General features: G+C 67.1%; 3 protein-coding genes. All 3 read left to right on the top strand.

The genetic code is table 11. The features are described from left to right. Positions 1-4 precede the first annotated feature (4 nt). Genes ACPEES_RS09275 through ACPEES_RS09265 form a run of 3 tightly spaced genes read left to right on the top strand, consistent with a single transcriptional unit; the run spans position 5 to position 20,053 of the window. A complete protein-coding gene (locus ACPEES_RS09275) occupies positions 5-6,781 on the top strand; it encodes an SDR family NAD(P)-dependent oxidoreductase (protein ID WP_435103187.1) in 6,777 nt (2,258 codons plus the stop codon). 44 nt (positions 6,782-6,825) lie between these two features. Beyond that, entirely contained in the window at positions 6,826-15,114 is an 8,289-nt protein-coding gene (locus ACPEES_RS09270; protein ID WP_435103186.1) for an SDR family NAD(P)-dependent oxidoreductase, read from the top strand. Then, positions 15,107-20,053 (top strand): beta-ketoacyl synthase N-terminal-like domain-containing protein, encoded by a 4,947-nt coding sequence (locus ACPEES_RS09265; protein WP_435103185.1) that lies wholly within the window; start codon positions 15,107-15,109, stop codon positions 20,051-20,053. The genes ACPEES_RS09270 and ACPEES_RS09265 overlap by 8 nt, the downstream gene beginning before the upstream one ends. Positions 20,054-20,064: the final 11 nt, after the last annotated feature.

Raw genomic sequence — 20,064 nt, 5'->3', positions numbered from 1 at the left:
GACCATGAGCCGGGAGGAAATCTTCGCACGCATCGCCAGCGGCGACCTGGACAAGGAATCGGCGCTGAAACTCCTGCACGGCGGCGGCGAAGATGTCGACCGCCCGCGCTCCACTGCGGTGACGACACCGGTCGCCTCGGGCACGGCGTTGCCGGAGCGGGTCCAGGGCTACCTCGTGGCACGGTTGGCCGGTGTACTGGAGGTGCCCGAGTCGGAGATCGACGTCGAGGCGAACCTGATGGACCTGGGGCTGGACTCGACCAAACTGATCCAGTTGGCCGAGCAGTTCGAGGACGAGCTCGGTATCACCCTGTACCCGACGGTGTTTTTCGAGCACCAGACCCTGGCGGCGGTGGCCGGATACTTCGCCGAGGAGCACGCCGCGGCCTTCGAGACCACCGAGACGGTTTCGGGCGAAGGCCGCGGTGCGGGCTCGCACCCGCCGGCTCGCGAATTCGACGCGGCACCGGCGGCGACGCCTGCCGCCACAACGAGTGCAACGCCCGCTACGCCGCTGCCGGAGCGGGTCCAGGGTTATCTCGTGGCACGGTTGGCCGGTGTACTGGAGGTGCCCGAGTCGGAGATCGACGTCGAGGCGAACCTGATGGACCTGGGGCTGGACTCGACCAAACTGATCCAGTTGGCCGAGCAGTTCGAGGACGAGCTCGGTATCACCCTGTACCCGACGGTGTTTTTCGAGCACCAGACCCTGGCGGCGGTGGCCGAATACTTCGCCGAGGAGCATGCCATCGCCTTCGAGTCCACCGGGGCGGCGGATGCGGCAGAGCCCGGCGGTGTGGTGACGCCGCCCGGCGCGGATTCGGCGCCGGTGACGAGTGCTTCGGCAGCGGATCACCCGGCATCACATGAGGCGAAGGCTGCCGCGGAATTGCCGTCGGTGCCGGAGGATACGTACCTCTATACCTATGACTGGCGCGACTGGTCGAGCCGGGCGGTCGATGCGGGTGCGAGTGGCGCGGCGGTCATCCATGCGGTAACCGAGCGCGATGCGCAACGGGTGCGGGAGGTCTGTGCGCACCTGCCCGGGCGATCCCGGCGGCCGATCATGGTGCTCGAGCCGCAGCGGGACCTTCGTCTCAGTGACGGTCGAACCCGCTCACTGCAGCCGGACGAGGCCCGTCTGCCAGCATGGCTGGGACAGGCATCGGCTGACGGCCGGCCCGTGCACCGCGTGGCTTTCTTCATCGCGCCGTCGCACGGTGAGGGTCCACTGGCCGATGAACCCTCGCGCGCCGTCGCCTACTCCGCCCTGGATCTTGTTCGTGAGGTCGGCGACGCCGACGGCCTGGAAATCGTGTTCGTGGTGGAACGCGGGGAGAAGGCTGAAACAGCGCACGCGGCGCTCGCCGCCCTTGCAGCGACCATTCGTACGGAATATCCACGGGTCGCGACGCGAACCGCACTCGTTGACGCTGGCAAGGACACCGGGCTTCAGGTCGCCGAGTTGTTGAACGCGCCGATGTCCGGCGCAAGCGTGGTGCGCTCCGGCGACGGTGGGCGATGGGAAGAGCGCGTGGTGCGCGAGCAGGCCGACGTCGAGCCTGCACCCGGCGCCGTGATCCGACAGCGCGGTGTGTATCTTCTCACCGGCGGCGCCGGCGGACTCGGCGCGCTGTTCGCCGAGTATTTGGCCGGCCGGTATCAGGCCCGTCTGGTTCTGTCCGGACGCCGCCCGGAGGATGAACGGATCCGGGCTCTGCTCGAGCGTATACGGGCAGCGGGGGGAGAGGCGCGATACGTCTCGGGCGATATCGCCGATCGTTCCACGGCGCAGCGTCTCGTGGAGACCACCCGTCGCGAATTCGGCATGGTCAATGGCGTTCTCCACGCCGCGGGCGTGCTGAGGGATGCCGCCATTGCCCGCAAGCGACACCAGGAATTCGCCGAAGTCGCGGACCCGAAGGTGCGCGGCGCGCTCCTGCTGGATGAGCTCACCGCCGACGATCCCCTGGACCTGTTCGTGACGTTTTCGTCCATGGCAGCCGTGACGGGAAACCACGGGCAATCGGACTACACGTATGCCAATGGATTTCTCGATGGCTTCGCCACCTGCCGCGCCTCGCTCGTGGCCAGTGGACGGCGCGCGGGGCGGTGTCTTTCCCTCCAGTGGCCGCTGTGGGCGGAAGGGGGAATGCGGCCTCATGAGTCCGCGATCGAGTACATGCGGCGTCAGCTCGGGCTCGATCCATTGTCCACGAAATCCGGCATGGCGGCGTTCGAGGTCGCGGTTGCCGCGGCGCAAGAGCAGCTGCTCGTGGTTCAGGGTGATCGGTCGCGCATTGCCGGTTGGCTGCAGCCGGTTGCCAAACCGCAACCGCGCCAGAGCGCGTCGCCCGAGGTGCCAACGCCCGATCCGGTGAGAACCACAGCAGCCCGGGACGACACCGACGGTGACGGCGGGCCGGCGGGAGACGATATCGCCGTGATCGGTCTGCAGGGCGAGTTTCCGGGTTCACCCGATCTGGATGCCTTCTGGGAGAACCTGGTCGCGGGCAAGGACCTGATAGGCACTGATCCGGAACGCTGGAATCTCGACGGCCTCGCTGACCTGCTCGGCATCGATGAAGCGAGTCAGAACGCGTTCGTCGGAGGGTTCACCGAGTTCCCGGATGCGTTTGATGCGGAGTTCTTCCGCATCTCCACGGCGGAAGCGCAGATGATGGACCCTCAGCAGCGCCGTTTTCTCCAGGCGGCATGGGGTGCCGTCGAGGATGCCGGTTACGATCCCTTCACACTCGCGGGATCCGCGACCGGCGTCTTCGTGGGCGCCTCGACGCGTGACTACCTTGACCGGGCCGTGGCGCTCGGGAGTCTGCTGGGCGAACAGGCCGACCTGATCACGCCCCAGACCTCCACGGGTATGGCGCTCAACAACATACCCAACCGTCTTTCGTATTTCCTAGACCTCAACGGACCGAGCGAGGCGGTGGACACAGCCTGCTCGAGTTCGTTGGTGGCGTTGGACCGGGCGGTTTCCGCGCTGCAACGGGGCGACTGTGAGCTGGCGATCGTCGGTGGCGTCAACCTGTTGCTGTCGCCGGGCCCGTTCTGGTCGTTCGCGCGCACGGGCATTCTCTCCGCGGACAGCCGTTGTCGCTCGTTCGCCGCGGATGCCAATGGCTACGTGCGCGGTGAGGGCGTCGGTGTGGTGGTGCTCAAGGCGCGGACGGCGGCCGAACGGGACGGTGACTGCGTCCGTGCCCTGATCAAGGGCACGGCGGTCAATCACGGTGGCCGGGTGCAAAGCCTCACCGCCCCGAACCCGACACGCCAGGCCGATGTCATCGCCCGAGCGATCCGGCGTGCGGGCGTCTCACCCTCGACCATCGGCTACATAGAGGCGCACGGTACCGGGACCGCGCTCGGAGATCCGGTGGAGATTCGGGGGCTGAGAAGGGCATTCACGGCAGTCGAACCTCGCGATGACGCCGAACCGAGCTGCAGCGTCGGTTCCGTGAAGAGCAACATCGGCCATCTGGAGGCCGCTGCCGGGATTGCCGGACTCATCAAGGCCCTGCTTTGCATGCGATACGCCACGCTGGCGAAGTCGGTGCACATTGATCGACCGAATCCCTATCTGGATCTGGAAAGCTCCTCGCTGTATCTGCAGCGCGAAACCGGAGAATGGCCCCGTTTGCACAGCGACGCCGGCGAACCGTTGCCCTATCGCGCCGGGGTCAGCTCGTTCGGATTCGGCGGCACCAACGCGCACGTGATCCTGGAGGAGTATCCCAGACGACCGTCCGGTGAACGCTCGGCGCAAGGTCCCGTCCTGATCGTCCTCTCGGCGCGCAGCACCGAGCGTCTGCGCGAGTACGCCGGTCGGCTCCGCGATCATCTGACCGCCGCACGCAACCGCGGTGACATGCCGGAGCTCGCCGATATCGCCTATACGCTCCAGGTTGGCCGTCCCAGTCTGCAGAGCAAGCTGGCATTGATCGTCGATGATGCGGACCAGGCCATTGCCGCGTTGTCCGCTTATGCGGACACGGGTGACGCCTCCAACGTTCTGACAGGAGAGGGCGAGTCGTCGCGGGCCCTGGCGGACGTCTTCGATCACCCGTATGGCGCGGAGTTCTTGCGGCGCCTGTACGACGATGGCCGTCTCGAGGCCATTGCCCGGCTTTGGCTCTCGGGTGTCGACATCGACTGGCAGGCATTGAATCGCGGCGGCCGGCGGATACCGCTTCCGACCTATCCCTTCAGCCGCACGCGTTACTGGCTGCGCAACGGGGCCGGCATACCGGCGACGCAACCGACTGTACAGCCGACGACCTCGGTGGCGTCCGCCGGGCCGTCCCGGCCGGAGGAACCGCAGCCGGAACGTGATGAGGATTTGAGGACCTTTCTCATCCACCAGGTGGCGAATCTGCTCAAGCTCGAAGCCGACAGTCTGAATCCGGATCGGTCGCTGGCCGACTACGGGCTCGACTCCATACTGGGCATGCAGCTGGTGGCCTCTATCCAGCGTCGGTTGGACATACCGGTTTATGCCGCGGAGATCATGCGTCATGGCACGATCAACCGGCTCGCTGCATACCTGGACTCCGAAACCGGCGGCGATTCCACCCGGGCGTTCGCCGGTGAGACCAGCCGCACCCCGGCGCCGGAGGCGGCCGCCGGTGAAACGCTGACCGAGCCCATGGTATTCGTGCTCTCCACACCGCGTGCGGGCTCGACGCTGCTACGCGCCATGCTGCAGGGCCATCCGGGGCTGTTCGCGCCACCGGAGCTGCATCTGCTTGGATACGGCACGCTGCAGGAACGTCGAACCGGTCTGGCGGAGACGGGGCTCGAGGAAGGGCTGATCGACGCCGTCAGGCACCTGCGCGGCGTCTCCGCGGAGGTGGCGCGTGCGGAAATCGAGGCAATTACCGAAGAAGGCGGCACCATTGCCGACGCCTACCGACTCCTGCAGTCGCTGGCGGCGCCTGCGTCGCTGGTGGACAAATCCCCGACCTACGGCCGGGATCCGGAAGTGCTGCGCCAAAGCCGCGAGCTCTGCCCCAATGCCCGCTACGTTCACCTGGTGCGGGATCCGCGAGCCGTTGCAGAGTCCATCGTCCGCAACCGATTCCATCGTCTCATCGATCCCCACGGCGAGGATCCGTGGCAGACGGCGGAGGCCATCTGGCGACGGATCAATCGCAACGTCATCGAATTCCTCCGCGATGTTCCGGACGGCAACCAGCTTACCGTGCGTTACGAGGATCTCGTTCGCGATCCGCAGTCCGAGATGCATCGTATCTGCGAATTCCTCGGCGTGACGCCCGATCGGGAAATGCTCGACCCCTACGGGGGCGAACGCATGCTCGATGGCCTGCACGAGGGCTCCCTGAGCATTGGAGATCCGAACTTTCTCCAGCATGAGCAGATCGACACATCCCTGGCGCAGGGCTGGGGCGACCGCCTTTCGGACGATTTCCGCCTGACGCCCGAAGGTGGCGAGCTGGCGGTTCGGTTCGGATATGCGGATGCCGTTGACTATGCGCTATCGGCGGGGCAGTCGCAGTCGCTTGCCCGCGGTGTCGACGAGCGTGGGTGGTACCTGATCCAGCGGTTCGTGCTGAACGAGGGGGATGGGAGCGACGTGGAGCGGCTGCGCGAGGCGGTCGCGACCGCGCTTAGAAGTCAGCCCCAGTTGCGGTCACTCCTGACGCCTGACAACACGGCACTGCGACCCGCGGATCCAGCGGAGGAATTGATCGTCGTGCGCCAGGCGGAGGCGGGCGACGGTCAACGGGCCGACGTGCTGGAAGCCGTCGAGACCGAGTTGGCGGAATCCCTCGATCCGCAGCGCGGGCCTCTCGCGGGCGCGGCATTGATCGACGAAGGTCCGCGCGGCTCACGGGTCAGCCTGGTGTGGCACCACCTGTTCGTCGACGGCTTGTCGGCGGTGCGACTCGGCCGCGCCGTCATCGACGACTATGCGGGTTCCCGGGAACGCGCATCGACAGGTGACGGTGTCGCCTACGCGCAGTATCTCGCCGCGGTGGCGCGGCTGAACGACACCGGCTCAGGCGTGCCTGAGTGGATCGCACGCCAGGATTACCCGAGCCCTGACGATACGGTTCCGGTAGCGCTCGATGGTGATAACAACAGTCACGCCGTTCAGCAGGAGGTCGAGGTGGACGCCTCAGACCTCCTGGCCGAGGGTGCGGATACCGACGCGGGCTACGGCCTGTTCGAATCCCTCGGAGCGGCTTTGGCCGACACCCTGATGACATGGGGTGACACGTCTCGAATGGTGCTCTCACTGCGTCTGCATGGCCGCGATCTGGGTGACGAAGGTGTGTTCGCCGATGCCGTCGGCAACCTGGCCTGCGACGTGCCCATTCTCGTGGAGCGTGGAGACGGCCGCTCGTTCGCCGCCGGATACGCGGAAATCGATCGTACCGGCGTCGGCTACGAGCTGCTGCGCCGGCGCGGTGAAGTTCCCGCTCCCTGGGAAGTGGCGTGCGTTCGTTTCAATTACCAACCCTTCGGCAACGAGACGGGGGCGCTGGAGGCGATCTTCGAACGTGGCGCAGCGAATGGTCGGCGGCGCTACCTACTCGACTTCGTCGCCCGCCACTGGGGGGGCCGTCTTGTGCTGCTGTGCCGGTATTCGGCCAGGTGCCACCGCGGCTCCACCGCCAGACATCTGCTGGAAGCCTGGGTCGAGGCGGCGCGCGAGGCTCAATATGCGGCCACGCCTGACGAGTCGCAGTCCGGTGACCTTCCGCACCGCGCTGTGCTCCAGGGCACCAGCGGCGCCTGATCCATCGCAGCTTCATTGGCGTAACCAGTTTTTTGGGGGCAATCGTGCAGATCACGTTCTCCGAGACGGAGCTCGACTGGTTCGCGCGTGCGAGTCACGACGTGAACCCCCTTCACATGGATGACGATTACGCGGCACGAACCGCTTACGGCCGTCGCGTGGCATTCGGAATCCTGGGCGGGCTGGCGGGCCTGGCGGTGATCGGAGACCGCCGCCGACAGCGACCGTCTGCTCTGACCATGGAATTCCGTCATGCGGTGATCCCCGGCCGCAATTACCGGCTCACCGCCGAGCAGGGCGAAGGGAGCGTCACGGCATATCTGCGCGACGGCGATACAGTCGCCGTCAGTGTGCGCGCGGAATACGGTGGCGCGGGGAATCCTGCGCCGTGTCACGAGCCGCCGGTGGACGGGCCACTGCATTGCCGGGACACGCCGGCGGCGCTCACTGCGTCGGACGTTGCGCGCGCCGGCGTGGTGAGCGGCACCTATCGCTGCGACCGCAGCGTGTTCGCGCTGGGTACGCCGACCTGGGTGGAGGACGCCGTCGATACGGTCGGTGTCGGTCTCGTCGAGCTGCTGTTGTGCACCAGCTATCTGGTCGGCATGGAGATTCCGGGGCGGCAAGCGCTGTTCAGCAAGCTGCGCCTGTCCATAGACGAGACTCCGAACGACGTCGACGAACGGACGATCGCCTTTTCCGCGCAGCCGGAGCACTACAGTGACGATTTCGGACTGCTCCGGCTGGGGTTTCATGCCAGCCACGGTACGGGCATTACTGTCACGGGCGCGATCGACGCGTTTGTCCGGCGGGAGGTGGATCTGCCCCGGTACGAGGACGTCGCCGCGCGACTGTGCTCGCCGGCCAACGCGTTGCAAGGGCGCGTGGCGCTGGTCACCGGCGGTAGCCGAGGACTCGGTGCGGCGCTGGTACAGGCCCTGGCGGCGAGTGGGTGCCATGTCTATCTGGCTCATCGAAGCAGTGTCGACGCCGCGGCTCGGGTGGCCGAGGCGTGCCGCAGCGGCGACGGCGGCGTAACCGTGCTCCAGGGCGATGTCGCCGATCCGGCGTGGTGCCGGACGACCGCGGAACGGATTGCCGGCGAGCACGGCGGGCTGGATATCCTCGTTTGCAACGCCGCGACGGCGCCCTCGCCAATGGGGGCCGAGGCGGATCATCGCGAGGAGATCCGGGACTACGTGGCGAGCAATCTCGCGGTCACCAGCACGCCGCTGGAACACCTGCTACCCCTCGTACGGCAGCGCAGCGGCGTTGCTGTCGCGGTGTCGTCGGTATTCGTCGATGAGCGTCCGGCCGCGTTTCCGCAGTACGTGGCCCTCAAGGATGCCGTCGAGGCGGAGTTGCACCGCCGCGCCACCGATTGCCCCGAAGTATCGTTTCTCGCCCCCCGCGCGCCTCGCATGCTCACGGAGATGAGCAACACGCCCCAGGCCGCCGTCGGTGCCGAGTCGCCGGCGAGCGTCGCGGCATCACTCGTCGACACGCTTGCCGCGGAGCAGCGCCCGGGGACGGTGCGGGTGTTGTCGGCTTCCGAGCTGGCCGGCTCGTCCGGCCACGACGCGGAGCCGCCCCAGGGGGAAAGCGACGACGCGCCGCGGGCGGTAATCGCGGCCACGTTCACCGCGGAGCCGATGTCCCCGAGCATCGACTACTGGAGTCGGGAGCTGGAGCTCCCGCTCAGCCCCTGCTACGCCGATTACAACCAAGTGTTCCGGCAACTGCTGGATCCGCACAGCGAAATGGCTGATAACCACGGTGGTGTCAACGCCGTGCTGGTGCGCGTGATCGACTGGTTGCGCGAGCATTCGGGAGAGGGCGATCCCGAGGCGTCGCGGCAGCATCTGCGCGAGGTTGCGGATGAATTCGTCACGGCGATGGTCGGATTCGTCCGTCGAAGCCGCAGCCCGGTCGTGCTCGTGCTCTGTCCCTCAGGGGGGCATGACCATCCGGCCGCGGACGCGGTCGCCAACGCCGAGTCCCGCTTGCTCGAGCGGTGTCGTGATCTGGACGCACTCGGCGTCATCGACGTGAGCGACTTCCACGAGGCTTACGGTGTCGGCGAGTTCGAGGACCCGGTTCGCGACGAGCTCGGCCATATTCCGTACCAACCGGACTATTTCCACCTGCTCGGCACGCTGGTGATGCGCTTCTACCACAGCGTGGCCGCGAAGCCGTACAAGGTCATCGTCTGCGACTGCGATGGCACGCTGTGGTCCGGTGTGTGCGGCGAGGACGGGCCCGAAGGCGTGGGCGTATACGGGCCGTTCGAACGCCTGCAGCGGTTTCTTCGCAGGCGCATCGAGCAGGGTGTGCTGCTTTGCCTGTGCAGCAAGAACCATGAGGACGATGTGCGTGCCACGTTCGAGCGTAACGCCGGGATGCGGCTGACACTCGAGGATTGTGCCGCCGTCGCGGTCAACTGGTCACCGAAATCGGACAATCTGCGGGATCTGGCGCAGCGGCTGAATCTTGGCCTGGATAGCTTCGTCTTTCTCGACGACAACCCGGTCGAGTGTGCCGAGGTTCGGGCCGGCTGCCCGGAGGTGCTGACGCTTCAGTGGCCGGCGGATGAGGCGGATGCTTCGGCATTGCTCGATCACACCTGGGCGTTCGATCGGTTCGTCGTCACCGAGGAGGACGGCCAGCGCACCCGGATGTACCAGGCCGAGCACGCGCGCGAGGCATTGAAGGAGACGACGATAAGTTACAAGGCGTTTCTGGAAAGCCTGGCACTCGAGGTGGAGATTCGTGCGCCCAACGAGGAAGAGCTGACCCGGGTCTCGCAGCTCACCTTCCGCACCAATCAGTTCAACTTCTCCGGCCGGCGGCGCACCGCCGCGGAAATTGCGGCGCTGCTCCAGGACGATGCGGCCGACTGCCACATCGTGCGTGCGCGCGACCGCTTCGGCGACTACGGGCTGGTCGGGGTGTTGATGACCAGGTTCGACGAGCGCCGGCTGGTCATCGACTCCTTTCTCCTGAGTTGCCGTGTGCTCGGGCGGGGTGTGGAACACCGCATGATGGCACACGCGGGGCAGTTGGCCGCCGAGCGCGGCATCGACGAAGTGGCCATCGAATTCCGGGGAACCCGCAAGAACGAGCCGGCGCGGCGGTTTCTCGAAAGCGTGGTCGCATCGCCTGGCGCCGAGGCGGGCGACGGCGAATCGATCGTCGCTGCGGCTGGGGATCTACGAGCGGTCCGGTTCGATCCCGAAACGGAGGCCTCTGGCGAGAGTGACGGGCAAACCCGCGCCGTTGCGCGCACGAGTGCCCGTACGCCGGCGATGGATACCAACGAGCGGACGCGGCGTCTCGGCTCGGTATCAGCGATTGCCCGTGCGGTGGAGCAGGACTCGACGCCGGCCGGCGCGAACGTGCCGCGTTCGCATTCCGGTTCCGAGGAGTCGCCGCGAGAAGAGCGCGACCGGCAGGTGGTACGTCGGCAGGTGCTGGAGGCCTTCTCGGAAGCGCTCGCGGTTCCCGCCTCCGAGATCGAGCCGGCGTCCGATCTGGATGAATACGTGGCGGATTCCTACAAGGTCGTGGAGATAACGGTCGCGCTCAAGCGCATCTTCCCGGAGCTGCCGCCGACGTTCCTCTACGAGTATCGGAGCATCGATGCGATCGTCGCCGCACTCGCGCCATCCGACGCCATGCCGGCGAATATGGTCTCGAATCCGAAGCAGTCGGCGGCGCGCGCGGCACACCGTGTTCGCGATGTGGAACCCCCGGACGCCGGGGACGCGGTCGCCGTGATCGGTATGAGTTGCCGTTTTCCGGGCGCGGACAGTCCGGAGGCGTTCTGGGAGCTCCTCAGCGAAGGTCGCAGCGCGATCGGGCCGCCGCCGGAGAATCGGTGGAGCGCGACGGAACGGGCCCGGATCGGGGACATACGAGCCGGATTCGTGGCGGAGGCGGAGCGCTTCGATGCCGGGTTCTTCAATCTGTCGCCGCGGGACGCGCTCTACATGGATCCGCAGCAACGTCTGTACCTGGAAACGATCTGGGCGTTGTTGGAAGACGGTGGCTACACGCCACGGACGATCGCCCGGGATACGGGTGTGTTCGTGGGCGTCATCGCCAACGACTATGGCGTCTACGCGGGTGAGGCGGCGGCCGCGGGCGAGGTACCGTACCGGTGGACCGACTACTACCAGGTCGCTAACCGTGTCTCCTATTTCTTCGATCTGCACGGCCCGAGCCTGGCCGTCGACACCGCCTGCTCGTCCTCGGGCGCAGCGATCCATCTCGCCTGTGAGAGCCTGCGCCGCGGTGAGTGCGGCGTTGCCATTGCGGGGGGGGTGAACCTGTTCCTCCATCCCAGCCGCTTCGTGCAGTACCGGCAGATGGGCATTATCTCGGAGACGGATGTCTGCCGGCCGTTCGGCGCCGATGCCGACGGCACCGTGTACGGTGAGGGCATCGGCGCATTGCTGCTCAAACCGCTGCACGACGCCGAGCGTGACGGGGACCGTATTCATGGCGTGATTCGCGGTACCGCCATGAATGCCGGCGGCCGGACGAACGGCTTTACCGTACCCAACCCTCAGGCACAGGCCGCAGCGGTTGGCAGGGCGCTGGAGACAGCGAGCGTGGACGCGGGCACGATCGGTTACGTGGAGGCACACGGTACCGGAACCGCACTGGGCGATCCCATTGAGGTTCGTGGCCTATCGGAGGCGTTCTCCCGCCACACTTCGGCGCCGCCAGCGGTGGAGCGGCACTGCCGACTCGGGTCCCTGAAAGCCAACATCGGGCATCTGGAATCCGCAGCAGCGGTGGCGGGCGTCATCAAGGTCCTGTTGCAGATGCGCGCGCGCCAGTTGGTGCCGTCGCTCAATGCCGAGCGGACCAACCCCATGATCGAGTTCGAGCAGACGCCGTTCCGCGTGCAGCACGAGCTCTCGGCCTGGGAGCCGCCGTCGCATGCTGCGCCCGAGACCATGGCGCCCCGGCGCGCGGGGATCAGCTCGTTCGGTGCGGGCGGCGCGAACGTGCACGTCGTGCTCGAGGAATACCCGCATGCCGAGCCGGACGCGGGCGATCCCGACACGCCGGTACTCGTGCCGCTGTCGGCGCGCAGTGGCGAAGAGCTGAGGCGGATGGCGCGCCGGCTGTGCGAGCACCTTGCCGACAGCGCGGTTGCACCGGACCCTGAACGGGTCGCCTATACGCTTCAATGCGGTCGTGAAGCGATGGCGCACCGGCTGGCCGTCATCGCTCGCAGCACCGACGAGCTCGTGCAGCGGCTGCACGGATTCGTGGACGGTGAGCCGGATACGCAGGCCGTCTTCGAGGGGCGGGTCGATCCGCGCTTCGCGCAGGTCTTCCACATCCGCGACGAGAGTCTGCACGTCGGCTCCGATGAGAGCGGGTTGCAGCGTCTGGCCCTGCTGTGGACGTCGGGTGCCGTCGTGGACTGGCAGCAGCGCTATGCTCGGGTCACACCGGCACCCCTCTCACTGCCGACGTATCCGTTTCAGGGGCGGCGTTACTACCTGCCCCGCGAGCTGGCACTGGCGGACGGCCCGGCGAGAGCGGGTTCCGTGACGAACCCGCTGCTGGGAGAGCGGCTGGAGTCGCCCTTCGTCAACGGGTCCCTGTATCACGCCCGCTATGATCTGCAACGACTCGGTTATCTCGCCGATCACCGCATTCACGACCACCTGATCGTGCCCGGGGCGCTTTACCTGGCACTCGCGACTACGGCCGCGGTACGGGAGTACGGTGATTATCCCCACGGCTTCGCCAACGTGACCTTTCTCAAGGCCATCGATCTCCCCCCCGAAGGCGCTGTCGAGGTCCAGTCCCGTTGGTGCCGGGACGATGACGCCATCGAGGTCGCCGGGCGTCCCGGTGATGACGACGCACCGGGCGAGTGGCATACGCACTGCACGCTGGCGTATCGGTCGGCCGGTGCACACGACGCGGGCGACACCGCGCCAGAGACTCTCGAGGCGGTGCGGGCACGCTGCACCGAGCCGATGTCCGCCGAGGCCTTCTACCGCCACGGCGCGGCAATGGGGTTCCACTGGACCGGCGGCTTTCGGGGGATCCGCAAGCTCTGGCGCGGTGACGCGGAGGCGCTCGCGGAGGTCCATCTCCCGGCGGAGCTCGAGGCGGACATGCGTCACTGTGAAGTGCACCCGGCATTCCTGGATGCCTGCTTCCAGCCGTTCGTTGCGGCCCTCGGCGAGGCGCGGACCCGGTCGGGCGATCCGTTTCTGCCGCTGGGCGCGGAGCGTGTCCGTTTCCACCGGCGGTTGCCACGGGCCACCTGGGCCCATGCCCGAATCGTCGATGACCATCACGAGCGCTCCGTAACCTTCGATATCGTGCTTTACGACGACGCTGGCGAGGTGTGTGCGGAGTTCCGCCGCATGAGCGCACTGCGCACCGGCCGGACGGATCTCGAGCGCCTGCGCGGCGCCGCACATCGGGACTGGCTGTATGAACCGCGGTGGGAGGCGGTGAGTGTGCCACCGCACGGCCGCAGCGAACCGCGGCGGCGCCTGCTGGTGGTGGACGGCGATACCGGGGAATCGGCGGTGGCCGGCGCGCTGGAAGCGGCGGGCGACGAAATCGTGGCGGTGGGCGGGCGGCAGCGGCCCGTCTCGGAGATCGTGGCGGCTCTCGCCGCGGAGACGTCGGACGGCTTCGGCGTTCCCACGGTCGTCGTGGAGGTGCCGTCGGAGTCCCGCACCGTCGAAACCGAGGACGACGATGTGGTCGAGCGTCTGCAGCGCACGTGGGATCTCCTCCAGGGTGTGGTGAGGCTCATGGCGGAGGATCCGCGCTGCAGCGCCCGTCTCTGGCTGGTTACCCACGAGGCGCAGCCGGTAAGTGGCGACGAGTCTGCCTCGTCGCTGATCCATGGCGTCTGGTGGGCACTCGGCCGGTGTCTGGCCTGGGAGCATCCGGAGTTCTGGGGGGGCATGCTCGACCTGCCGGCGCCGACGAGCGCATGCCCGTCGCAGCTCGTTCATGCCCTGTTCGACGGTGCTCTGGACGAGGATCAACTGGCGGTGCGGGACGGCTGCTATGCATGCCGGCTGCGCCCATCCCGGCATGCCGACGAAGCGACCGAGGTGCCTGTTCGTGACGATGCGACGTACCTCATAACGGGTGGTCTGGGGTCGCTTGGTCGGTTGCATGCGGACTGGCTGCTTCGGCGCGGTGCCAGCACGCTCGTGCTGGTGGGAAGAAGCGAACCGGATGCCGACGGCGGACAGTGGCTGGCTTCCCGGCGTGCACAGGGTGTCGACCTGCACTATCGGAGGGTCGACGTGAGCGATCGTGCCTCGCTTGCCGGTCTCATGGAGGAAGTGCAGGAGCGTATGCCGCCATTGCAGGGCGTGGTGCACACGGCCGGCGGTCTCGACGACGGGTTGTTCATCAACCAGGATTCGGACAGGCTCTGGCGGGTGCTCGCACCGAAAGCGACCGGCGCCTGGCATCTGCACCAGCTGACGGCGGATCGCTCGCTGGATTTCTTCGTGACGACCTCGACGGCTTCGGTATTGCTCGGTGCGCCCGGGCAGACCAACTACGTGCTGGCCAATGCCTTCCTGGATGCACTCGCCCGCTACCGGCGGCGCCGATCGCTGCCGGCTCGCTCCGTGAACTGGGGGCCGTGGGACGGCTCCCGCATGGTCGCCGCCTCGCCGGGGGGGAGACGCCGCTCGTGGACCGGCGTGGATTTCGGGGCGGTCCCTCAGGAGCATGCCGCGGACCTGTTCGATGCCGCCTACGAGGGCACAGCGGCGGACGTCGCGGTTCTTCCCTACGACTGGCCGGCGCTGGTGGAAAGCCTTGCCGGGTACACCCTGCCGTCGCCGCTGCGGCCATTCCGCCGTGATGGGCAGCGGCATTTCCGGTCGGAACCGTCCGTCACCGACGACGTGGGGCAACCCCCGCGATCCGCGCACTCTTGCGAGGACGTGGAGCGGTTACTGGTCGGCAAGGTGAACGCCCTGCTCGGCTACGACGAGCGCAACGCTTTCGACCGCACCGCCAGCTTCAGTGATATCGGTTTCGATTCGCTCACCGCAGTGCGGCTACGCAATGAGCTCAACCAGGCGCTGGACCTGGGGCTGCCCGCCACGGTGGCTTTCGACTATCCAAGCGTTCCGGTTCTGGCGGCTCATATCGTGGATCTGATGGCCACGACGGAGGGGGCCGCCGGCGCACACGACGAGGCCGAGCACGGTGACGGCGACGCCGTTGGGGAGTCCATTCGTTCGCTGTCCGAGCAGGAAGCGAATGCGGCACTGGAGCGTGAATTGGTGGAGGTGGCACAGGGCCATGAGTGAGGAACTGACCCCCACGCATCGGGCATTGGCCGCAATCCGGAATCTGCGGCGCCGCTACGACGCACTGAAGCATCGCATCGAAGAGCCGATCGCCATCGTCGGCACGGCATGTCGGTTTCCCGGGGGAGTCGACACGCCCGAAGCGTACTGGGAGCTCCTGCGATCCGGCGGCGATGGCGTACGAGAGATCCCGCAGGAGCGCTGGGACGTTTCGGCCTACTATGACCCGGATCCTGCGGCACCGGGCAGAATGTACGCCCGCCACGGCGGGTTTCTCGAGTCGGTGGCGCACTTCGATAACGAGCTCTTCGGCATTACCGACGACGAGGCCACCGACATGGACCCCCAGCAGCGGCTGTTGCTGGAGCTCTCCTGGGAAGCCCTTGAGCGGGCCGGCATACCCCCCCGGCCGGCGGAGGATTCAGACCGGCTGACGGGTGTTTTCGTGGGGCTCGCCACCCATGACTATTCGCGGGCGCACATCGACTCCGGCGACCCGGAGTGCATCGGTCGCCACGCGTTCACCGGTGCCGCGTTCAGCATCGCCAGCGGGCGTATAGCGTATCTTCTCGGCCTGCAGGGCCCGGCGATGACCGTGGATACCGCCTGTTCGTCGTCCCTCGTGGCGATTCATCTGGCGTGCCAGAACCTGCGCAGCGGCGAGTGTGACAGGGCGATAGCGGGCGGTGCGAACGTGCTGGCCGACCCCCACCGCTTCGTCTACTTCTGCAAGACGGCGGCGCTGTCCCCATCGGGACGTTGCCGCGCCTTCGATGCGGAAGCCGATGGCTACGTACGCGGTGAAGGTGCCGGCGTGGTCGTACTCAAGCGGCTCTCCGATGCCGTCGCGGACAAGGACGACATTCTCGCGGTCATCCGTGGCTCGGGCGTCAACCACGACGGCCAGAGCAACGGCCTGACGGCGCCCAACGGCACGTCCCAGAAGCAGTTGATCCGGCACGTGCTGAAACGCGCCTCGGTGACACCGCGGGAGCTCGGTTACGTGGAGTGCCATGGCACCGGCACCCCGCTCGGGGATCCCATTGAGGTCAATGCGCTCGGGGATATTCTGGCGGCCGACCGTACGTCGTCGCAGCCGCAGTGTTACCTCGGTGCCTGCAAGACCAATCTGGGCCATCTGGAGGCGGCAGCCGGGGTGGCGGGCGTCCTGAAAACGGCCATGGTGCTCGACCGCGGAGCCGTTCCACCGAACCTCCATCTCCATACGCCGAATCCCAACATCGACTGGGACGCGCTGCCGGTGAAGCTGCCGCAGTCGCTGGAGCCGTGGCCCACGAACGCTCAGCCGAGGTTCGGCTCCGTCAGCGCGTTCGGGTTCAGCGGCACGAATGCCCACCTCGTGCTCGAACAGCCGCCCGTCGGCGCAGATGGCGCGGGTGCGGGGGATGCTCACGTGCCGCCGGTGATCCTCCTTTCCGCCGCCAGCCAGGAGCGACTCCGCGCCAGTGCCTCGCGCATGCGGGATTATCTCACCGGCGTATCCGGCGAAGGCGATCACGCGACCCTCGTCCGACGCCTGGCGTACACGACGCAATGCGGGCGAACGTCACTATCGGTCCGGCTCGCCATCGTCACGGACAGCATTGATGAATTGCGCCGCGCGCTGGAGGTTTTCGTGGCGGGCGACGGCCACCGTCCCGGCGTATATGCGGGGCGTCTCGACACGGACTCACCGGGTTGGGTATTGCCGCAGCCCGCCTCGAGCGAGGATGACTCGCCGGAACGGTTGGCGGCACATTGGGCGGCCGGCGGGCGCGTGTCCTGGACGGCCGTCTACGGGCCGGGTGAGAAGCCCCGGATGCTGGTGCTGCCGACCTATCCGTTCGCCCGCCGATACTTCTGGCGTTCGCTGCATGGCGATGCCGGGCCATCGGCCGGCGACGACGAGTCGGCGACATCTGGCACGCGCGCCGCGCAATCTCCCGCCAACAAGGATGGCGCCGATGCGAGAACGCGCGCGGTGCGTTGCTTCGCCCGGAGGCTCGACATGCCTGTCGACGATGTCGCCGCGACGGCCGGACCGGGGACTCTGCACATCGATTCCATACGTCTGGTCCAGCTGCGCTACGAGCTGGAGCAGGAACTCGGTGTTGCGATATCCATGCAGCAGCTGGCCGGCGACGTTACCTGGGAAGCGCTGGTTGCGGTCGCCGAGACAAACGCGGACAGCGGGCGGGATCGCGACAATGCGGATGCAAGGGCGACTGCAGTTGCGGGGCCGCAGGCTCCGGCGCCGACGGAAGGGCGCCAGCCGTTTCCGCTCACTGAGCTGCAGGAGGCCTACCTGCTCGGCCGCGAGCTGGGCGCGCCCGACGAGCGTGTCGGCTGCCACCTCTACCTGGAGCTCGAGGTTCGTGATCTCGATGTCCGGCGCCTGAACGAGGCATGGAACCGCTTATTTGCCCACCACGGCATGCTGCGGGCGGAGATACTCGACGACGGCCGGCAGCGGATACGCGACTTCGAGCCGTACTCGATTACTGCATACGATCTTACCGAGGCGGATGCGGTATCGCTGTCGGAGCACTTCCGCCGGGTACGGCGGGAGCTGTCGCACCGGGTGTACCGGCCGGGGGACTGGCCGATGTTCACGATCCGTGTGACGGCCTACGAAGGCGGCTGTTACCGGGTGCACGTGAGTATCGACGAGCTCATCGTCGACGGCGCCAGCGTGAGTCGCCTTCTGGGGCAGTGGCAGAGCCTTTACCGAAACCCGGAAAGTCGCCTGCCCGACACCGGACTCACCTTTGCGGATCACCTTCGGCAAGGCCAACAGTCCTGCGATCCCGAACGTATGCGTCGTGACCGTGACTACTGGCTGAGCAAGTGCGGTGACCTGCCGCCGGCGCCGGCGTTGCCTGCCGCAGCGCGGGGTGCGGCTCACGGGCATCGGCACCGTCTCAAGGCCGTGCTCGTACCCGCGCAATGGTCCGCGTTTTCGGATCGTGCGCGAGCGCTCGGGGTGTCGCCCACGGTGCTGATGCTGACGGTCTTCAATGCAGTGCTCGGACGGGCGCAGCCCGAACGGGCTTTTACGCTGGTCATGACGCTGTTCAACCGGCTCTCCGGCGATCCCGATATCGAGCAGCTGGTAGGGCCTCTCGCCAGTAGCGGGCTTTTCATCGCTGAACCGGAGCGTAACCAGACCCTGGCCGAGCGTTGCCGTGCGGTACAGGAACAGCTCTGGGACGATCTGGATCACGGCTCCATCGGTGGTGTCGGCGTGCTGCGCGAGCTGCGCCGCCGCCGTGCGGTTGCAGCGGATACCGTGCTGCCCGTGGTCTTCACCAGCATGGTGGACAATTTCGCGTCCACCGACTTCGACGAGAACTGGTGTACGGACTGGGTCTATGCAGTGACACAGACGCCGCAGGTGCACCTGGACCACCAGGCCGCGGTGAAATACGGTGCATTGCATGTCAGCTGGGACGTGGCGGTGGGGGTCGTCGATCTCTCCGAGGCGCAAGCCCTGTTCCGTGCCTACCACGCGGCGCTTGCGCTCGTGGCCGAGGACGCCTCGGCGGAGCTTCCCCAGCTACGAAGGGCAATCGACGACGCCATGGGTGTGCCCTGCGCACCCGGTGCACCGCTGCGAGATCACGATCCGGTGACCCCGCCGGAGGGGCCTCCCGAGCCATTCGCGCTGACGGACTTGCAATCCGCCTACCTGTTCGGCCGTCTCACCGGCGGTGACGGTACGGGTTGCGTCGTCTACCAGGAATTCGAGCTCGACGAGCTGGACGTAGCGAGACTGGAGACGGCCTGGAATCACCTGCTCGACGACCAGGGCATGCTTCGCGCCGTGATCGGCAGCGACGGCCGGCAAACGCTGCAGTCGTCGGTACCGCACTACCGTATCCCGGTGGACGATCTGCGCGAACACGACGATGCCGACACGGCCCTCGCGAAGCGGTGGCGGGCGATGTCCCATCGCGCCTTTGTCCCGGACGAATGGCCCATGTTCGAGCTGCGCGTCTCGCGTACCCGCGGCGCATGGGTGGTGCACATCGCCGTGGACATGCTGATCGCCGATGCGCCGAGTATCTACCTGCTCTACCGTGAGTTGTTCGCTCGCTACCACGGTGCCACGGGTGCGACGCCGCCCGTGGATTACCGCGCCTTCGTGGAAAAGGTGTACACGACTGACGGTGACCGCCTCAGGCGTGGCGATGCGTATTGGGACGCGCGCTTTGCTTCGCTGCCCCCCGGTCCTGACCTGCGTGAACCCGCCGGCGGTAAGGGGGGGAGACAACGCCACGAGCGTGAGCTGGCCGATCTCCCTCGGCTGCGCCGCCAGGCCGGCGCGCATTCTCTGTCGTTGCAGGACGTGCTCTTCGCCGCCTACATGGAGGTGCTCGGCGAGCTGGCGTGGGATGAGCCGTTCACCGTGGTGGTCGTGGATTTTCGGCGTCCTTCGCACCCGCCGGGCCTCGATCACTGCGTCGGTGATTTCACGTGGCTGTCCTGGATCAGCTCCACCGACGGGCAGGGCACGTTCGTTGAACGCGTCCGGGCCTTCCGGGACCAGCTCGAGCGTGACCGGGCGCATTATCCCGTCAGTGGCCTCCGCGCGTTGCGGCGAAAGGTTCGCGATGCATCCGGTCGCGCCCTGGCGTTTCCCGTGGTGTTCAGCCGATTGCTCGATCATGGTGACGTCGCGCTACCATCCGGCGTGTGCTGGGGGCAGGGCGTCTCGCGCACGCCCCAGGTCTGTCTCGACAACGTCAGCGTCGAGCGTGACGGTCACCTGCACGTCCACTGGGATGCCGTCGACGAGGCCTTCGGGCCGGGCGTGGTGGCACGTCTACTGGACCGATACGTCGCCCGATTGGCACAGCTTGCAGACGATCCATCCTGCTGGCACGCCCCGCAATCCACTCAGACGTCCGTCGAAGGGTTGAAGCTTCAGTCGCTGTAGGGATTAGCGTT

The organism is Arhodomonas sp. AD133 (assembly GCF_051195215.1).
In the GTDB taxonomy this organism is placed as follows: Bacteria; Pseudomonadota; Gammaproteobacteria; order Nitrococcales; family Nitrococcaceae; genus Arhodomonas.
This window is presented reverse-complemented; position numbering and strand designations above follow the sequence as displayed.